The following is a 17,279-nucleotide window of genomic DNA, read 5'->3' as shown; positions in this document are numbered from 1 at the left end:
ATCCTTTAATAATCTGTATCGGTTATTTAGGACTAGACATAATTATAAACTTAAGTGAATCCCTTCTTAGTTTGTTAAGTTAGGGTTACTTTGAATCTCATCTTGAGGAATCGGCGTATCATAATCAACAGCAGCGTTCCAGTCTGACTTAGCACCTTCAAGACCAGAAGCACTAAATACTTCATCACCTAAATCTCTACGTTTGATATCATACCATCTTTTACCTTCAAAAGCTAACTCAATTCTACGCTCTTCAATAATATCATCAAGAGTAACAGCTGCTAAATCAGCAGGCACAGCACTTGGAGAAACTGTTTCAGGAACATATCCTCCATTAGTTGTAGCACCACCCATTCGAGCTCTAGATCTAACCTGGTTAACATACATTAAAGCTTCAGCTGTATTTCCCTCTTCAAGGGCTGCTTCAGCGGCAATTAATAACACCTCTGCATAACGCATCATAGGGTATTTAATACTTGTTGCACGCTTATTACCTCTAGAATAAGGACCAGGGAAACGTGTGTACTTAGCAATGTAAGGCATATTACCTGCGTGCTCATGACCACTAATTTGAAAGTTTGTATAATCAACAGTTACACCACCAATAGTAGCTTCAGTCTGGAAACTAACACGTTTTCTGTAATCGCCATCTTCAAATGAATCATAAACAGCCATAACAGGAACAGCAACAGACCAACCTTGATCGTCATCATCACTTCTTACACCTGTCATAGGAGCTACTTGATCATAAGCATTATCATCAGCTTCAACATTATTATAATCTAAAGAGAAAATCATTTCAGGTGAATTACCAGCTTCATCAGCATTAAACAAATTTTGGAAGTTATCATCTAATGAATAATTACCGCTATTGATTACTTTTTTAGCATATAAATAAGCTTGATTAAAATCTTTAGCATCACGAGCATCACTTGTTGCTCTAGTTAAATGAACTAAAGCTAAATAAGAGCTAGCCGCTCCTTTAGATGGAATACCTGTTGCAGCTGTACTCTCTGGCAACCATTGTTCAGCATATTCTAAATCTGAAATAATATTCTCATAAATTACATCTTCAGAAGTACAAGAAATATTTTGATAAAATTCAACGTTACTACCATCAATTGGTTCAGCAATATAAGGCACATCACCAAATAAACGTACTAAATGAAAATAGTACCATGCTCTGATAAAGTAAGCTTGTGCAGTAACAGGGTTTTTTAAATCATCTGTAGCTTCAACATCGTCTGCACCTGCAATCGCATTATTGGCAGCAGCAATACCTAAGTAAATTCTTCTCCATGGGTCATAAACCATTTCGTTATTCCCTGAAATAGAATGCATGTCCATTTCAACTCTACGTGCTTGGCTAGATTGAACATTCACCATATCTGAACGCAACATTAAGGCTACTGATAATTTTCTACCCCAAATCTCTTCGTTAATCGCATGCGTCAAGGCACCATCTACTGCAATTTGAATGTCACCAGGCGTGTTAAAGAATCCATCAGGAGATAATACCCCTACTGGTTCTTCTTCCAAATCCGAACATCCCATTATTGATAATCCCATTACCAATAACCATATTATATATTTCGTATTTTTCATTATTTATATTTTTTTAAAATGATTCTTAAAATGTTAAGTTCAAGCTGAAACTGTAAGATCTCACTGTTGGATACGATCCAAAATCAAAACCTCTAGTTGTATTAGATGCTTGGTTGTTTCCATTAGTACCACCTTGAGCACCAAAATAACTAACCTCAGGATCTAAACCAGAATAGTTAGTCCAAGTAAATAAGTTTTGACCACTTACAGATAATCTTAATTTTTCAATACCAATGTTTTCTAAAACCTGAGAAGATAAGTTATATCCAATCGCTAAGTTTTTTAAACGCACATAGCTTCCGTCTTCAACAAAACGAGAAGAAATTTCTCTAAAACTTGCATTACCCACACGTGGCTCATTAGTATCTGTATTGTTAGGTGTCCAAGCATTGTTATAGTAATCATAAGTTGTGTTAGAGTCACCATTATTTAACTGAACAGCAGTCATGTTAAAAATTTCATTTCCTTGAGACCCTTGGAAAAAGATGTTTGCATCCCAGTTTTTAAACGTGAAGTTGTTTGTGAAACCCCAAGTGAAATCTGGATTTGGGTTACCGATCATCGTTCTATCAGCATCATTAATTTCTCCATCTGGATCAACATCTCTGAATAATGGCTCACCAGGAATTGGGTTTCCACTACTATCTCTAGATGCAGGAATCACAGAAGTTCCATCAGGAAGTGCACCACCTTGATAAACACCAGCGTAATCATACCCCCAGAATTGTCCAACTTCTTCTCCCTCTCTTAACACGAAAGTATCTTCAACACTAAAATAAGAAGGCGCTCCATTACCAAACCAATCATCACCGTTAATTAAAGCTGTTACTTTATTTACGTTTTTAGAGAATACAAAGTCTGTAGACCAAGTAAAGTTATCGTTAGTAATATTATTAGAGGTTAAGAAAACTTCAAAACCTGTATTGTTCATAGAACCAACGTTAATTAAAGCATTTTGGTTATATTGCCCTAAGTAATCACTTTGTCCTCTGTTAATCATAATTAAATCTTCCGTATCGATATCGTAGTAATCTAAAGAAAGTGTAATTCTGTTATTTAAAAATCCGAAATCTAAACCAACGTTAGTTTGAATAGACGTCTCCCATTTTAAATCTGGGTTAGCCATTTGATTTGGCGTAATTGCAGCCACTGTATTTCCAGCACTTGAAGCATAAATAATTGCCGAACTTGCTAAAGATTGGTATGGCGCAATAGAAGGGTTACCTGTTTCACCATAACTAGCTCTTAATTTTAAGTTAGAAATAACATTACTATCTTTTAAGAAGTTTTCATTAGAAATTTTCCAACCTAAAGCCGCAGATGGGAATGTTGCATATTTGTGATTTTCAGCAAAGTTAGATGCCCCATCACGTCTTACTGTAGCCGTAAGTAAATACTTGTCGTTTAAATCATAGTTAATTCTACCAAATACAGATTGAATTGTACTCTCGTTAGTATAAACTTGTCCAGCTGTTGGCTGAATTAAACTCGTTGCTGTATATAAACCATAGTAAGAAAACGAATCAGAAATAGTACCAATACCCTCATTGTAAGAGCTTTGATTTGTTTTATTTTGATAAGAATAACCACCTAATAAAGTTAACACACCTTTACCAATCTCTCTGTTGTAAGTTAAATAACTCTCACTTAAAACACTACTTGATTTCCAGTTTTGCATAATCGCTCTACCGTTTTCAGTACTAGCAGTAACTTTTAAAGTACGAGGCATATACATCCCTCTAAAAGTGTTTTTTTCACTAACACCAAAAGTAGTTTTGAAGTTTAATCCCTCTAAGATATCATAACTTGCATAAAGATTTGCTCTAAATTCCTCAATTTCAGTATCATCATCTCTTTGAGTTGCTACAGCATAAGGGTTATCAACCTCATCACCAACGGCATCATTTGTAGAAAAAGACCCGTCAGCATCGTACACCCCTTTATCTGGAGCAAAACGCATCGCTAATGAAACCACATCATCACCACCTACAGTTACAGAACCATTAGATTGTGTAGTTACACCACCTTTTTGACTAGCATTTCCAACTAAGTTCACACCAACTTTTAACTTGTCAGTTACCTGAGCATCTAAGTTAGATAAGAAAGAAAGTCTTTCATAATCAGAGTTTACTAAGATACCATCTTGAGTATAATAAGTTGTAGAAGCATAATACTTAACTTTTTCAGATCCACCTGAAACAGCTAATTGGTGGTTTGCCACGCTACCGTTTCTGTAAATCATATCTTGCCAATCTGTATCGTATGATCCTTGTGGGTAAGCATTTGAATTGTTTTGATTTGCACGAATATCATTCTGGTAATTAGCAAAATCATTTGCATTCAATAAATCTAATCTGTTAGAAGTATTTTGCACTTGGAAAGTTGAGTTAAAATCAATGTTTAATTTACCAGCTTTACCTTTTTTAGTTGTCACTAAAACCACACCATTAGCGCCTTGCGAACCATAAATCGCAGTTGCCGAGGCATCTTTTAAAATTTGCATAGACTCAATATCACCAGCTTGTGGCATAGTAGCTCCTACGAAACCATCAACAACGATAAGCGGAGAACTACTAGCATTAATAGAAGTATTACCTCTAATTTTAATACTGATAGGAGCACCTGGCTCACCACCATTATTAGATTGTACATCTACACCAGCAGCACGACCTTGTAAAGCTTGAGAAGCATCTAATACAGGAAATGCTGTTAATTCTTCTTGTTTTACCGAAGAAACAGCTCCTGTTACATCACTCTTTTTACGAGCACCGTATCCTACTACAACAACTTCGTCAAGTTGACTAGCGTCTTCAACCATAGTTACTTTTAAAGATTTTTGTCCGTTAATAGTAATAGATTGTTTAACATAACCGATGTACGAAAACTGAAGTACATCACCTGACTTTACGTTTAATGTAAACCCACCATCGAAATCAGTTGCTGTACCTGTAGTGGTATTAGCAATGATAACATTAATACCTGGAATGGGCGTGTTGTTTTCATCTGTTACAGTACCGGACAACTGGTATCCGTCCTGTGCAAACAATGATATATTGAATATCATCATTAACATTAATGTTAGTTTAGTTTTTAAATTCATTTGTTAATTTTTTTTGTTAATAAATAATTAGTCTATGGTAAACCAATCTGGTATTTTAAACTGGTATACCAATTTGGCGTTGCTAATATATGTTATTATTATGTTAAAAACACAATGATTATTGAAGAAATCTAAAAATCACACAGAAAAAATAGTGATATCATAAAGAAACATGGTTAAAATCTCCAGATACACACTTACTATTTTAAACCTTTTTAATAAACAAACTTGAAATTCCCATGAAAACAAACAAAAAAACCCCAAAAACTGTAAGTGTTTTTGGATAAATTGACGTTTCCTGAGAATTCAACCATTTATCGATTTATAACAATTTTAAATAAGAAATTTTAACTATTATTTTATGGTGAATAGTGTATTAAATAAATGTTAACTCCTGTAAAAACATCTTCTCATATTAACATTAAATTAGAAAAGCACAAAAAAGACAAACAATCAGATTTTACTGAATTTGCCATATGATTAGCAACTTATCCATTGATTTTAAACAGACATGAAAAAAAGGTGTAAAATTAAATTCCACAGCAGAAATAAACATTTAAAAACAGCCTTTAAAGCCACATGAAAACAACTCTAAAAGCGGATGAATCAATAAAGCACTAATCCTCAAATTTAAATTAAATTTAGACCTCCATTTTCCCTCAAATAGCCATAAAATATTCTCGTATTACTTAGAGTTAAGTAACTTAAATAAACAAGATTGCCCAGTAGATTTTTGAGAAAGGAAATTAATACTAGTAGAATTGAGTTGTAACACACGCGGATAACCTCCTGTGGTTTGACAATCACGCATTAGAATTATTAATTTTCCTGAGGGAGTAAGTTGGACGGTTCCTGGTAAAACGGGAGCAGTAATAATAGGTTCTAAAGCATTTTCAAAAGACTCTTCCAATTGATATGCCATTCTGTTATTATTACTGGAAACATGAAACTCAAAGTTTATTAATTTTATTTGTTGGGCTTTCGATAGCAATTGAAACTCCGGACCTTCATTCACCACAAGTGTTTTAGAATTGAAATAATCGGTATTTATTTTTAAAGCCGCATGGGCATTGTTAGTCCCCCCTTCAAAAAATTCTATAGGTAATTCTTCAGATTTTTTAACCGTAGCGTCCTTTGTAACACCCGAGTACAAACTTCTACTGCACATTACCTGGTCGGTTTGAATACCCCCTTTTACTGCCAAATAACTTCTAAACCCAGATTTTGAAGCGGAAAAACTTAACACATCACCGGTATGTACCTGGTGCAACTTATACAGTCCCACCATTTTATTATTGATCTTAGGCTGCATGTTAGCACCAGTAATACAAATCAAGGTAGCACATTGAAATTCTAACCGTGGTCCAACCATGGTCATTTCTAGAACAGCCATATCTTCATTATTTCCTAAAAGCGCATTAGCTAATTTTAGAGCTTGTTGATCCATCGCTCCTGAATACGGTACACCATACTCTTGATACCCCGTACGTCCTAAATCTTGAATAGTGGTATAAAACCCCGATTTTAAAACTTTAATCATGACTCTCCTCTCTTTCTATTTGATACACCCCAGCATCGACTAAAACTTTAATATCGTTAAAGGTTTTTAAGCTCACTTCATAAAAGTGAATACCATCACCTGGTTTAGCAAAGCATGGCGGGGTGTTTTTCGGATTAAAAAAATCAACAGGGGTCTGACCAATAATATGCCATCCACCTGGACTCTCTGAAGGGTAAATTCCAGTTTGCCCCCCTCCAATAGCTACGCTTCCTTTTTCAACGACCAATCTCGGTGACGCCTTCCGTGGGGTGCTTAATTTTTCATCTAAGCCTCCTAAATAGAGAAATCCTGGTAAAAACCCAATAAAATAAACCGTATATAAAACCTCGACATGTCGTTTAACAATTTCCTCTTCCGATAAGTTTTTAGTTTGAGACATTTCCTCTAAATCCAAACCAAACACCGCATCATAACACACAGGAATTCTCCAAATGGTTGATTGGCTTTCTGAAGATTTTTCTTCTGAATCATAAATTGTCTTCAATACCTCAACTTCTTTTTCAAAAGAAATGTCTTCTGAATATAAAATTAAAAGTGATTGATACGCCGACCGTATTTCTATAATATTTTTAAGATCTGAAGTATTAAGCCGTTCCTTAAAATTAATAACATCATCGAGGATTTTTGTTGAAATTTCCTTTGGCCATTCAACCAAAACACCTTGCTCCCCAAAGACTTTATATGATAGTTTAAACCCCATGCTAAATGATTTGAATGCCTTCAGACTTTAATCGCTTCGTTAATGATTGTATTAATGCATAAGCATCAAGATTATCGCCGTGAACACAAAAGGTGTCTGCTTTAATTTTTACAAACTCTCCTGAAACGGTTTTAACCTCCTCATGAGCCACCATAGCATAAACATGATTATACATCACTTCAGCATCTGTAATTAAGGCATTTTCATTTGCTCTTGACACTAGTGTTAAATCTGAATTATAATTCCGGTCTGTAAAAGCCTCATACATGATCGGGATTTTATTTTCGATAGCCAGTTTGGCAATAACGGAATTGTAAGGCACATAAAGATGTACCCGCAACATTAAAGCTTTCATCACTTCAATGATAACTTTAGCTATTTTTTCATCAACTGCTGCCATATTGTAAAGCGCTCCATGAGGCTTTACATGGTGAAGATGCAAATGATTTTCATCTAAAACACGTTTAAGGTCTTTAATTTGGTTGATAATCGATGTGTACAGGGCTGTACTCGGCATATCCACAGCTTTTCTTCCAAAGTTTTCTTTATCAGGAAAAGAAGGGTGTGCGCCAATTTTAACACCGTGTTTTTTAGCGAGACTGGAAACACGCTTCATGGTTTCTAGATTACCTGCATGACCACCACAAGCAATATTACAAGATGAAATATGCGGCATGAGTTCTGCTTCATTCTCTATCCCCTCCCCTATATCGGCATTAATATCTATCCGTTTGTACATTTTTAAAGCATTTTAAATTAAAACTCTAATAAATCCAAGATACTCATAATTAATTTTCAGAAGAAGCGTGTAACGCATAAATCGCAAAACTCCCCAACCAATGTCCGCCTTCATAACTATCTTCAAATATACTAGGTAGAGAATAATTGATACTGTGATTCGCTATATTTTCTAAATGACTAAATTCTGGTAAACCTTCTGAAATTTTGTATAAATTCCATGCTCTTGAAAAATTCACCCCATCTAAATGCACTAAATGGCCATCAGTTCTATCAGACACCTTTCCTGGTTCTAAATTATAAGACGATTCTTTTAATTCTGGTAAGAATTTATTAATCCAAGTTAAAAACGCTTCTTTAGCAAGCAAACGTTTCATTAATGCTGCTTCTTCTAGACATGGTGATAAAAAATCACTTCCGCTAGGCTCCCATGCTATTGGGCAGTCCTCATCTTTTAAATAAAATTCCTTGGCTCGTGTAGATATTGCTGCCTTTAAATCCTCATGATTTAGTGCTTCGGCATAATCATAAGCAAAAGACAAGCCAAAGGCCGTATTGGAATGTGTTCCTACACGCAATGGGTAATTTAGTTTAGGTAAAAATTCAATATATTTTTCAGAAATGAGGTTAGTGAGTGGCTTTAAATTATCTTCCAATTTTCTAGCGGTAGCATCATCCCAGGTATGCAATTCTTCCGCTAGTTTTAACAACCAGGCCCAGCCATAGGTTCGTTCAAAATTTTTATTATGTGCTCCTTGGAAATACGCCACTTCTGCCTCAATATTTTCTTTAGATATATTCTGCAACAAACGCTGCTTTACGGCATCGGCATTTTCAAGATTTGGAAAAGTTTTCAATAATCGCACCAAACTCCAATGCCCATGTACCGCAGAATGCCAGTCAAAACAACCATAAAAAGCAGGGTGCAAAACATTGGGCGTTTTCAAATCATCATCAGCCCCTAACGTTTGAGATAAACGGTTTGGATACTCAACATTAATGCAATGCAAAGGGAGTTCTGCGAGCTTATTAGCTTGTTCTAAATCTAACTTTGGAATTTCGGCTAAAACAACCATCTCTCCTTGATCTATTTCTTCAGGTTTTTCTTTTTTTGATGAATTACAACTGAAGAAAAAAACAACTAAAAAGAAAAGTATAAAATGTTTCATAATATTTTGATAAATGATTTTAAGCCGAAAGCTATTAAATCTCTAACAAAACTAAAGTATTAAATGCAAGAATTTTAATTTTAACACAACTAGACTTACTCTATTCAGAAACCAACATCACCACAACAAACTACAGACCAATATTTTATACAATATTATTTCATTTTATTAAAAAATCATGGATTTGTGACGCAACTATATAGTTTTTTCTACATCTCATTAAAAACAAATAAAAACCCAAATACCATGAACAAATCAATTTTAGCAGTAAAAAACTTCTTCATTTTAACCCTTCTATCTGTACTTATAGTAAGTTGCTCTGATGACGATATCAACATATCATGCACAGATCCTTTGACAGGCGAACTTACAGAACTTGAAACTGAATTTTCAGGTAAATGGATTTTAGGAAGCATTGTGGCCGACCAAGAAATTGATTTAACTGATGACGAAACAGACAACCCAAGCAAGGATTTATACGCACAATACGACGAATGTGTTCAAGATGCTGTTTATAATTTTAACAGTGATAGAGCCTACGCTTTTGAGCAAGGCATGCATTTCGGTGACTGTGAAGAAGAAAACAGAACTAATGGTACATGGAAACTAGAAAACGATTATATATTAACCATAGTTTCTAACTGTAATTCAGCAACAACAGCACTTGAGTTGAATGAGGATATTACTGAATTTTCAGTGGAAAACTCTATGACATTCTCTGATGTAAACGGTAAAATCATTAAACTTTTAACCGTAACTACTTATACAAAATCATAGGTAAATTAATGGTATTTAAACACCATAAATGATGTACGTAAAAAGCGCTCTAAGGTCATATTACAGCCTTTCAGAGCGCTTTTTCATTACCCCAACCAACCTTCGCGATCTAAACTTCTATACTGAATTGCTTCGCTAATATGTGTGCCATTAACAGTTTCAGAACCTTCTAAATCAGCTATCGTTCTTGACACTTTTAAAATTCTGTCGTACGCTCTTGCAGAAAGGTTTAAACGCTCCATAGCCGTCTTTAACAAGTCTTTGGAAGCCGCATCTAAAGCACAATACTTTCTAATTTGTTTAGTATTCATCTGGGCGTTATAATGAACGGTTTCAGAATCTGAAAACCGCTGCGTTTGACTTTCTCGTGCTTTGGTAACCCGCTCTCTAATCGTTACCGAACTTTCGCTTTTTCGTTCCTCGGAAAGCTTATCGAATGGTACTGGGGTCACTTCAATATGAATATCAATACGGTCTAATAAAGGCCCAGAGACTTTACTCAAATACCGCTGCATTTCTGCAGGACTTGAGGTTACAGGGGCATTGGGATCATTAAAATAACCGCCAGGACTAGGGTTCATACTCGCCACCAACATAAATGACGACGGATAAGTCACTGTAAATTTTGCTCTAGAAATAGTTACTTCACGATCTTCAAGCGGCTGCCGCATGACCTCCAAAACTTCCCGTTTAAATTCTGGCAATTCATCTAGAAACAACACCCCGTTATGTGATAATGAAATTTCTCCGGGTTGCGGATAACTTCCGCCGCCTACAAGGGCCACATTTGATATCGTGTGATGCGGACTCCTAAAAGGTCTTTGTGCCATCAAACCCGTGTCTTTTACACGCCCTACAACCGAATGAATTTTGGTCGTTTCCAAAGCTTCATAGAGTGTCATGGGCGGCAAAATACTCGGTAAACGTTTAGCTAACATGGTTTTACCTGCTCCTGGAGGCCCTATTAAAATAATATTATGCCCACCTGCTGCTGCAATTTCCATGCAGCGCTTAATGCCTTCTTGACCTTTCACGTCGCTAAAATCGAACTCAGGAAAATTCAAGCTTTTATTAAACTCTTCTCGGGTATCAATTATGGTTTGTTCTAGAGAAACTGCTTTATCAAAATAATCAATAACCTGTTTAATATTATCAACACCATAAACTTCTAGATCATTTACAATGGCTGCTTCCTTAGCATTTGAGCTTGGAAGTATAAACCCTTTAAAACCTTCTTCTCTTGCCTTCACTGCGATTGGCAAGGCACCTTTTATAGGGTGAATACTGCCATCTAAAGACAATTCGCCCATAATTAAATACTGATCTAAATTTTCGGCTTGAATTTGTTGAGAGGCTGATAAAATACCGATAGCTAAGGTTAAATCATAGGCACTACCCTCTTTCCGTAAATCGGCAGGCGCCATGTTAATCGTAATTTTCTTCCCGGGAATTTTATAGCCATTATTTTGAAGTGCCGCAGCTATTCGGAAGTTACTTTCCTTGATCGCATTGTCTGGCAAACCTACCAAATGGTAGCCTATTCCGCTATCAACATTAACTTCAACAGTAATTGTCGAAGCTTCAACACCAAAAACGGCGCTGGCATAAATTTTTTTAAGCATAACTAGTAATTATGGCTTAAATGTAGGAAAAGTATTTATATAAATGCAAAAAATCCCGCAATTGCGGGATTTAATTTAAATCTATTTCTTCTGTATTAGTTTCCTAATTTAAAAATTTAGGTTTGAATACTAACATCGCCCATGCCCAGTTTTGAATGTTATCAGCATCAACTTCAGGAACACCTTTCAATTCATACATCCCTTCAGAAGCGAACATTTGAGAGTAACCAATTTTTAAGGCATAACCTTTAAACTTCTTAGCAAACACTAAATCGATTTCAGTTCCTAATGCTTTATCTCCGCTAGGTAATTCTTCTTCACCACTAAAGTTTAAAGCTTTTACTAAAAGACTGGTCGTATCATTAAATTTAAAGTTAGCACTCACATGAACATCTATTAAACCAATAGAATTTGCATGGTTTCCTACGTAGAAGTAATCCATAAAACCATTGAATTTATGATTCGTTCCGTATAACGGGAAGAATGCACTAGTACTTCCAGGGTCACTTTCACCATTTCCACTAATAATTTCTGCACCAACACCTAACGCAATTTTGTCAGAAGCTTTAAATCCGAAATCTAAACTAGATAAGAAACCACCTTTTACATCTTTGTATGAAGTTCCGTAAATGGCTTCACCAGTTTGTAAGTATAAGTTAGCCGCTAAAGAAAATGCATTTTTTCCATACTTTAAATGCACACCCATAGTTTGTAAATTAGCGATATCATTTAAACCGGCATCATCATCTTGAAAACCATTATTCATTAATAATAAACTTCCTGAAAACGCTCCCCATTTCTGACTTAAATGTGCCATATACATGGTTTTATAAGAGAAAAAACCTGAAGTATTGTATTCGTTTCCTTCTGAAATAAACCCTGTTGGATTTGAATAATCTTGGTTAAAGGCTAAGGCCACATCTAAAGCAAAATCATTTTTCTTGTATGTGATAAGCCCTGCATCGTGGTTACGTCCTTGTTGTGCCCAATCTAAGCCACCAAGAATACGTTGATCATCATAAGACAACACCTGGCGTCCTAATTTTGTATTCCAACCAGAACCAAGCTTTATAGCTGCCCAAGCTTCGAAAATAGCGAACGAATTGTTTTGATCATAAGGTAAAATTTGTCTGTTTTCCCCCCAAACAAACACATCTTGTAAACTAATATACGCTTTGTAGGTTTCAGACTCATAGCCTGCATTCAAACGCACTCTGGTAGAAATGCCATAACCAGGCTCAGAATCTTCAGGAATTAATGTACCAAAACCGTTACGGTATTCCGTTCTTGGTCTTAATTGCCCATCGATAGAGAATTGAGCCTGCGCAAATTGAATCGCAGCAAAAAGTAGCGCAAAAAGTAAGTATTGTTTTTTCATGTTGTTGATTTTAAGTTTGTTAGTATCTGTTTTTTTGTTTGTTTTCATCTAAACTGAACCGTGATTAAAAGTACGAAAATACGACGAACGGAACAATCTAAATATTTAATATTTGGCAGTTTTGATTAAGTTTTAATAAGGTAATTTATTAATGCTCTAAAAAATCAATAAGATGTTTTCTATATGTGTAATAATCATCATGTTCTAAAACTGATTTTCTAGTTCTTGGTCTTTCAAAATCGATATTTAAAATATCACCAATTTTAGCTTTAGGACCACTAGTCATCATCACCACACGATCGGCTAAGAAAATCGCCTCATCGACATCGTGAGTAATCATAACTGCTGTAATTTTTTCTTTATTCCAGATTTCAATAAGAATATCTTGAAGTTCTCCTCTAGTTAGCGAGTCTAACATTCCGAAAGGTTCATCTAGAAGTAACACTTTAGGTTTAATAGCAAAAGCTCTTGCTATTCCTACACGTTGTTGCATCCCTTGAGAGAGATCACTTGCCTTTTTATGGAAGGCATCTTCTAAACCAACTTTCTGTAAATAATACTTAGCAATATCATGACGCTGCGCTTTGGTTGCATGCGGAAAAACTTGATCAACACCTAACAGAACATTTTGAAGTGCAGTCATCCATGGCATTAAACTTGGCGACTGAAAAATTACACCACGATCTGGTCCTGGACCTTGAATATGCTTGCTTAAAACCGAAATACTCCCTCCAGAAATCGGATTTAAACCTGCAATCATAGAGAGCATGGTCGTCTTTCCACAACCCGAATGCCCAATAATGGTTACAAATTCTTCTTTTTTTATTTGAAGATTTAAGTCTTCTAACACCACGTAATCCCCTTTTGGTGTTGGATACACTTTCTTCAAATCTTTTAAATCTAGCATGACTTCAGATGAAGGAAAAACTTCAGGTTGCGTAATCACACGTTTCGGGGTATTATCTATAATATTTGTAGTCATTTTTCTAATTATTTAAAGCGTCCAACAAAACTTTTAGGTTCTAATTCTGGTAATTCAAAAACTTCTTGAGCTTCAGATTTACGGTCGTTTCCAATCTCCATCAAGTACTCGATAATGGAGTTTCTTGTTTCCTTGAAATTGGCATTATCATTTAATTCGGTTTTATCTCGTGGGCGTTCAATATCAATTTTAAATTCCGGACCTAAAGTCGCTTTTGGCCCTGGTTTTAAAGGAATAATACGGTCTGCCATGTAAATCCCTTCATCAACATCGTTAGTAATTAATAAGGCAGTACGCTTATCTTTCCCCCAGATATTTAAAATTTCATCTTGTAGATTCCCACGGGTTAAAGCATCTAGCGCCCCTAAAGGTTCATCCATGATAATCATTTCTGGTTTCATCGCTAAAGCTCGAGCTACGGCTACACGCTGGCGCATCCCTCCCGATAATTCATTGGGACGCTTGTTAATAGCATGAGACAAGCCTACCATCTCAACAAAATTCTTTACGATGTCATTTAATTCTTTTTTAGATTTCTTCGGAAAGGCTTCTTTAACTGCCATAAATATATTTTGCGCTACGGTTAACCAAGGCAACAGTGAGTAATTTTGAAAGATTACACCACGCTCGTGACTGGTTCCTACTACAGGTTCTCCCTTAAATAAAACCTCGCCACTTGTTGGTTGAATAAGTCCGTTAATCAGATTAACTAAAGTGGTTTTCCCACTTCCTGTAAATCCTACAATCGCTACAAACTCACCTTCTTCTATAGTTAAATTGATATTTGAAAGTACTTCGGTTTCGTTTTCACCCTGACCGTAAGATTTGTATATATTTTTTAGTTCTAAGTAAGCCATTTCTCTAATATTTAATTGTTGAATCGTTTATTTGCTGAGTTGTTTTCAACAAGGCCTCAGGCACTTTTATATCGCATCCGTTTTATTGAATGACACCCAGTTTTGAATGGTAAGCATGATGCGGTCTAATAAGAATCCGATGATTCCGATAACAAACATGGCTACAATGATTTTTGAATTTGAATCGTTGGCTCCGTTTTGAAATTCTTCCCAAACAAATAACCCTAAACCTGGACTCTGTGCTAATAATTCAATCGCAATTAATACCATCCATGCTACTGATAAGGTAATCTTTAAACCTGTAAATATTAATGGTAAAGACGATGGTAGAATCACTTTAAAAATCTTCTGCATTGGTCCTAACTTCAATACTTTAGCTACATTGATATAATCTTTATCTACCGAAGCAACACCCATTGCTGTGTTTACTAAGGTTGCCCACATTGAACAAAACCCAACACTAATAAAGGAGATGATGAACGAGCTATCTTCCGTAGAATCAATTAAAATGGTTTTTACAATCATGAACACCAATAAATACCAAACTACAGGAGATACAGGTTTAAAAATTTGAATAAACCAGTTGAAAGCACTTTTTAAACTCGGACTTAACCCGATTAGTATTCCAATAGGTATTGCAATAACTAAGGCTAATAAAAACCCTGCGAATACCGTTTTTAAACTCATCACGATTTGATCAATAAAAGAAGGTCTACCTGTATAAGTAATAGGATCTTTACCAGCTGCAATGCGTTTTTCATTTAAGGCTGCTGTTTTCTCAATAAATGCGATTTTATCAGCTCTAATGATGTTATGATCTCTAATTAAAGACTGGTAAGACTCCCAAACCTGTCCTGGAGAAGGCAAAGTATTTGGCTGGCAACTGATGTCACCAGAAGCGATACATTCACGCATAGCTTCGGCAGCTTCCGGACCTTGATCAACTAGAGCCGTTTGAATTTTATAATTAGCCTCTCTTTCGTATAAGGATCTAGCCCCTAATTGCCATAATCCGATAAATAAAAGAATAGAAGCAAGCGGTACGACAACTTTACGTAAAAATTTTACAAAATCTTCGCGCTCTAGCTTCCCTGTGAATAGATCTTTTAAGGTGGTTAAAAAACCGAATCCCATAAATTTGGATACTTTTTCTAATGTTATACTTTGCTTCATGGTTCTTGTTTATTTGATTAGTGATTATCTAATAAGGAACGTCTTACCCCTAACTTCTTTTACTTCTTATTTTATTATTATTGTACTGCCTCGTCTTTGTTTCCGATTTTGAAACTGTTGATGTATGAAATTGGATCCTTACCATCATAAGTTGTTCCATCGATAAAGTCTGCTGTTGCTGGCTTATAACCGTCTGTTGTTGGAATATCGCCTGCAGGAATGTTTCCTTCTTCAACTAAAAGTTTAGCGGCTTTAGTCCAGATATCTGGTCTGTAAATATCTTTAATCGTTTCAGCATACCAATTGGCTGGTTTAGCGTCAGGAATTTGTCCCCATCTGCGCATTTGAGTTAAGAACCAAATACCATCTGAGTAGAAAGGATATGTTGCATTGTACTTGTAGAATACGTTGAAATCTGCCATATCACGCTTATCGCCTTTTTCAAATTCGAATGTTCCTGTCATAGAGTTTGCGATAACCGCTTCATCAGCACCTACATACTGAGACATTGATAAGATTTTTACCGCTTCAGCTCTATTTCCTGGCTCATCTAACCATTTTCCTGCTCTAATTAATGCTTTAGTTACTGCTATGGCTGTATTTGGATTTTCTTCAACAAATTTTTCAGTCATTACAAACACTTTTTCTGGGTTGTTTTTCCAGATGTCTAAGTTGGTTACTACAGGCACACCAATACCTTTAAAAACAGCTTGTTGGTTCCATGGCTCCCCTACACAGTATCCGTGAATTGTTCCTGCTTCTAGAGTAGCTGGCATTTGTGGCGGAGGTGTAACAGATAATAACACATCAGCATCAATTTGTCCTTGAACATTATCAGCAGTATACATACCTGGGTTAATACCAGCAGCTGCTAACCAATATCTAATTTCGTAGTTGTGTGTAGATACTGGAAATACCATCCCCATTTTAAAAGGCTTCCCAGAATTTTTATACTCAGTAATTACTGGTTTTAAAGCATCAGCCTTGATTGGATGTTCTGGTTTCCCATCAGATCCAGTTGGTACATTAGGCTTCATTTTAGACCAAACATCATTTGAAACTGTAATCGCGTTTCCGTTTAAGTCCATTGAAAAAGCGGTTACTAATTTTGCTTGTCTTCCAAAACCAGCACCTGCTGCAATTGGCTGTCCTGCTAACATGTGTGAACCGTCTAACTGACCATCAATAACACGGTCTAATACGTTTTTCCAGTTTGATTGTGCTTCTACAGAAACAAATAAGCCTTCATCTTCAAAAAATCCTTTTTCTTTAGCAATAGCCAAAGGCGCCATATCTGTTAATTTGATGAAACCAAAAGTTAATTGTGGTTTTTCAATTTCTAATGTTTTTGTATTTGAAGTTTCAGAAACTACATTTTCTGCTATAGTTTCCTTCTTTTCTTTATTACCACAAGAAAACAGTAATGCTGCTACTGGTAAGATTAAAGTTGATTTTTTGAATAGTGATTTCATGTTGTTTGATTTTGATTAAACTAAGTATTAATACTTATACATAGCAAATATATAAGTAGTACTCGTTTTATTTCATGATGAATACCATGTACAAACCTCTTTTTAAACCATAATCAAACCTGCCAAAACACATGTTTTAAATATA

Annotated in this window: 13 protein-coding genes; 1 reads left to right on the top strand and 12 read right to left on the bottom strand. The window is 35.6% G+C overall.

Translation table 11 applies throughout. The features are described 5' to 3' along the window. Positions 1-66 precede the first annotated feature (66 nt). The 6 genes from F6U93_RS05425 to F6U93_RS05400 form a co-directional block, all read right to left on the bottom strand. Positions 67-1,605, bottom strand: coding sequence for a RagB/SusD family nutrient uptake outer membrane protein (locus F6U93_RS05425; RefSeq protein WP_150937597.1), 1,539 nt, complete (start codon positions 1,603-1,605; stop codon positions 67-69). Between the two features lie 25 nt (positions 1,606-1,630). After that, positions 1,631-4,672, bottom strand: coding sequence for a SusC/RagA family TonB-linked outer membrane protein (locus tag F6U93_RS05420; protein ID WP_225312577.1), 3,042 nt, complete (start codon positions 4,670-4,672; stop codon positions 1,631-1,633). Between the two features lie 718 nt (positions 4,673-5,390). Further along, positions 5,391-6,245: a 5-oxoprolinase subunit C family protein gene (locus F6U93_RS05415; RefSeq protein WP_150937592.1), complete on the bottom strand. Its 855-nt coding sequence runs from the start codon at positions 6,243-6,245 to the stop codon at positions 5,391-5,393. Next, positions 6,238-6,966, bottom strand: coding sequence for a 5-oxoprolinase subunit PxpB (gene pxpB, locus F6U93_RS05410; protein WP_150937590.1), 729 nt, complete (start codon positions 6,964-6,966; stop codon positions 6,238-6,240). Before pxpB ends, F6U93_RS05415 begins: the two co-directional genes overlap by 8 nt. Position 6,967: 1 nt before the next feature. Next, positions 6,968-7,705, bottom strand: coding sequence for a 5-oxoprolinase subunit PxpA (gene pxpA, locus F6U93_RS05405; RefSeq protein WP_150937588.1), 738 nt, complete (start codon positions 7,703-7,705; stop codon positions 6,968-6,970). A 49-nt stretch (positions 7,706-7,754) separates the two neighbouring features. Continuing rightward, the gene (locus F6U93_RS05400; protein ID WP_150937586.1) at positions 7,755-8,873 is read right to left on the bottom strand and encodes a DUF2891 domain-containing protein; all 1,119 of its coding nucleotides are present in this window, start codon (positions 8,871-8,873) and stop codon (positions 7,755-7,757) included. Positions 8,874-9,119: 246 nt separating this feature from the next. Between F6U93_RS05400 and F6U93_RS05395 the strand changes: the two genes are divergently transcribed. Beyond that, positions 9,120-9,650 (top strand): DUF5004 domain-containing protein, encoded by a 531-nt coding sequence (locus tag F6U93_RS05395; protein ID WP_150937584.1) that lies wholly within the window; start codon positions 9,120-9,122, stop codon positions 9,648-9,650. Positions 9,651-9,736: 86 nt separating this feature from the next. Here the strand turns inward: F6U93_RS05395 and F6U93_RS05390 are convergent, their stop codons facing one another. From F6U93_RS05390 to F6U93_RS05365, 6 genes are all read right to left on the bottom strand, one after another. Next, a complete protein-coding gene (locus F6U93_RS05390) occupies positions 9,737-11,272 on the bottom strand; it encodes a YifB family Mg chelatase-like AAA ATPase (RefSeq protein WP_150937582.1) in 1,536 nt (511 codons plus the stop codon). A gap of 103 nt (positions 11,273-11,375) precedes the next feature. Next, entirely contained in the window at positions 11,376-12,698 is a 1,323-nt protein-coding gene (locus F6U93_RS05385; RefSeq protein ID WP_225312575.1) for an alginate export family protein, read from the bottom strand. A 100-nt stretch (positions 12,699-12,798) separates the two neighbouring features. Continuing rightward, a complete protein-coding gene (locus F6U93_RS05380; protein ID WP_150937580.1) occupies positions 12,799-13,632 on the bottom strand; it encodes an ABC transporter ATP-binding protein in 834 nt (277 codons plus the stop codon). An 8-nt stretch (positions 13,633-13,640) separates the two neighbouring features. Further along, the gene (locus tag F6U93_RS05375) at positions 13,641-14,489 is read right to left on the bottom strand and encodes an ABC transporter ATP-binding protein (protein WP_150937578.1); all 849 of its coding nucleotides are present in this window, start codon (positions 14,487-14,489) and stop codon (positions 13,641-13,643) included. Between the two features lie 66 nt (positions 14,490-14,555). Beyond that, a complete protein-coding gene (locus F6U93_RS05370; RefSeq protein ID WP_150937576.1) occupies positions 14,556-15,662 on the bottom strand; it encodes an ABC transporter permease in 1,107 nt (368 codons plus the stop codon). 77 nt (positions 15,663-15,739) lie between these two features. Then, positions 15,740-17,134 carry a CmpA/NrtA family ABC transporter substrate-binding protein gene (locus tag F6U93_RS05365; protein ID WP_150937574.1) on the bottom strand — a complete coding sequence of 465 codons (1,395 nt, stop codon included), beginning with the start codon at positions 17,132-17,134 and terminating at the stop codon, positions 15,740-15,742. Positions 17,135-17,279: the final 145 nt, after the last annotated feature.

The organism is Pseudotamlana haliotis (assembly GCF_008806375.1).
GTDB lineage: Bacteria > Bacteroidota > Bacteroidia > Flavobacteriales > Flavobacteriaceae > Pseudotamlana > Pseudotamlana haliotis.
This window is presented reverse-complemented; position numbering and strand designations above follow the sequence as displayed.

Excerpts from the sequence above, each read along its gene's own strand:
- F6U93_RS05425 (WP_150937597.1), bottom strand. The coding sequence starts at position 1,605 with ATGAAAAATACGAAATATATAATATGGTTATTGGTAATGGGATTATCA.
- F6U93_RS05420 (WP_225312577.1), bottom strand. The coding sequence starts at position 4,672 with ATGATGATATTCAATATATCATTGTTTGCACAGGACGGATACCAGTTG.
- F6U93_RS05415 (WP_150937592.1), bottom strand. The coding sequence starts at position 6,245 with ATGATTAAAGTTTTAAAATCGGGGTTTTATACCACTATTCAAGATTTA.
- pxpB (WP_150937590.1), bottom strand. The coding sequence starts at position 6,966 with ATGGGGTTTAAACTATCATATAAAGTCTTTGGGGAGCAAGGTGTTTTG.
- pxpA (WP_150937588.1), bottom strand. The coding sequence starts at position 7,705 with ATGTACAAACGGATAGATATTAATGCCGATATAGGGGAGGGGATAGAG.
- F6U93_RS05400 (WP_150937586.1), bottom strand. The coding sequence starts at position 8,873 with ATGAAACATTTTATACTTTTCTTTTTAGTTGTTTTTTTCTTCAGTTGT.
- F6U93_RS05395 (WP_150937584.1), top strand. The coding sequence starts at position 9,120 with ATGAACAAATCAATTTTAGCAGTAAAAAACTTCTTCATTTTAACCCTT.
- F6U93_RS05390 (WP_150937582.1), bottom strand. The coding sequence starts at position 11,272 with ATGCTTAAAAAAATTTATGCCAGCGCCGTTTTTGGTGTTGAAGCTTCG.
- F6U93_RS05385 (WP_225312575.1), bottom strand. The coding sequence starts at position 12,698 with ATGAAAACAAACAAAAAAACAGATACTAACAAACTTAAAATCAACAAC.
- F6U93_RS05380 (WP_150937580.1), bottom strand. The coding sequence starts at position 13,632 with ATGACTACAAATATTATAGATAATACCCCGAAACGTGTGATTACGCAA.
- F6U93_RS05375 (WP_150937578.1), bottom strand. The coding sequence starts at position 14,489 with ATGGCTTACTTAGAACTAAAAAATATATACAAATCTTACGGTCAGGGT.
- F6U93_RS05370 (WP_150937576.1), bottom strand. The coding sequence starts at position 15,662 with ATGAAGCAAAGTATAACATTAGAAAAAGTATCCAAATTTATGGGATTC.
- F6U93_RS05365 (WP_150937574.1), bottom strand. The coding sequence starts at position 17,134 with ATGAAATCACTATTCAAAAAATCAACTTTAATCTTACCAGTAGCAGCA.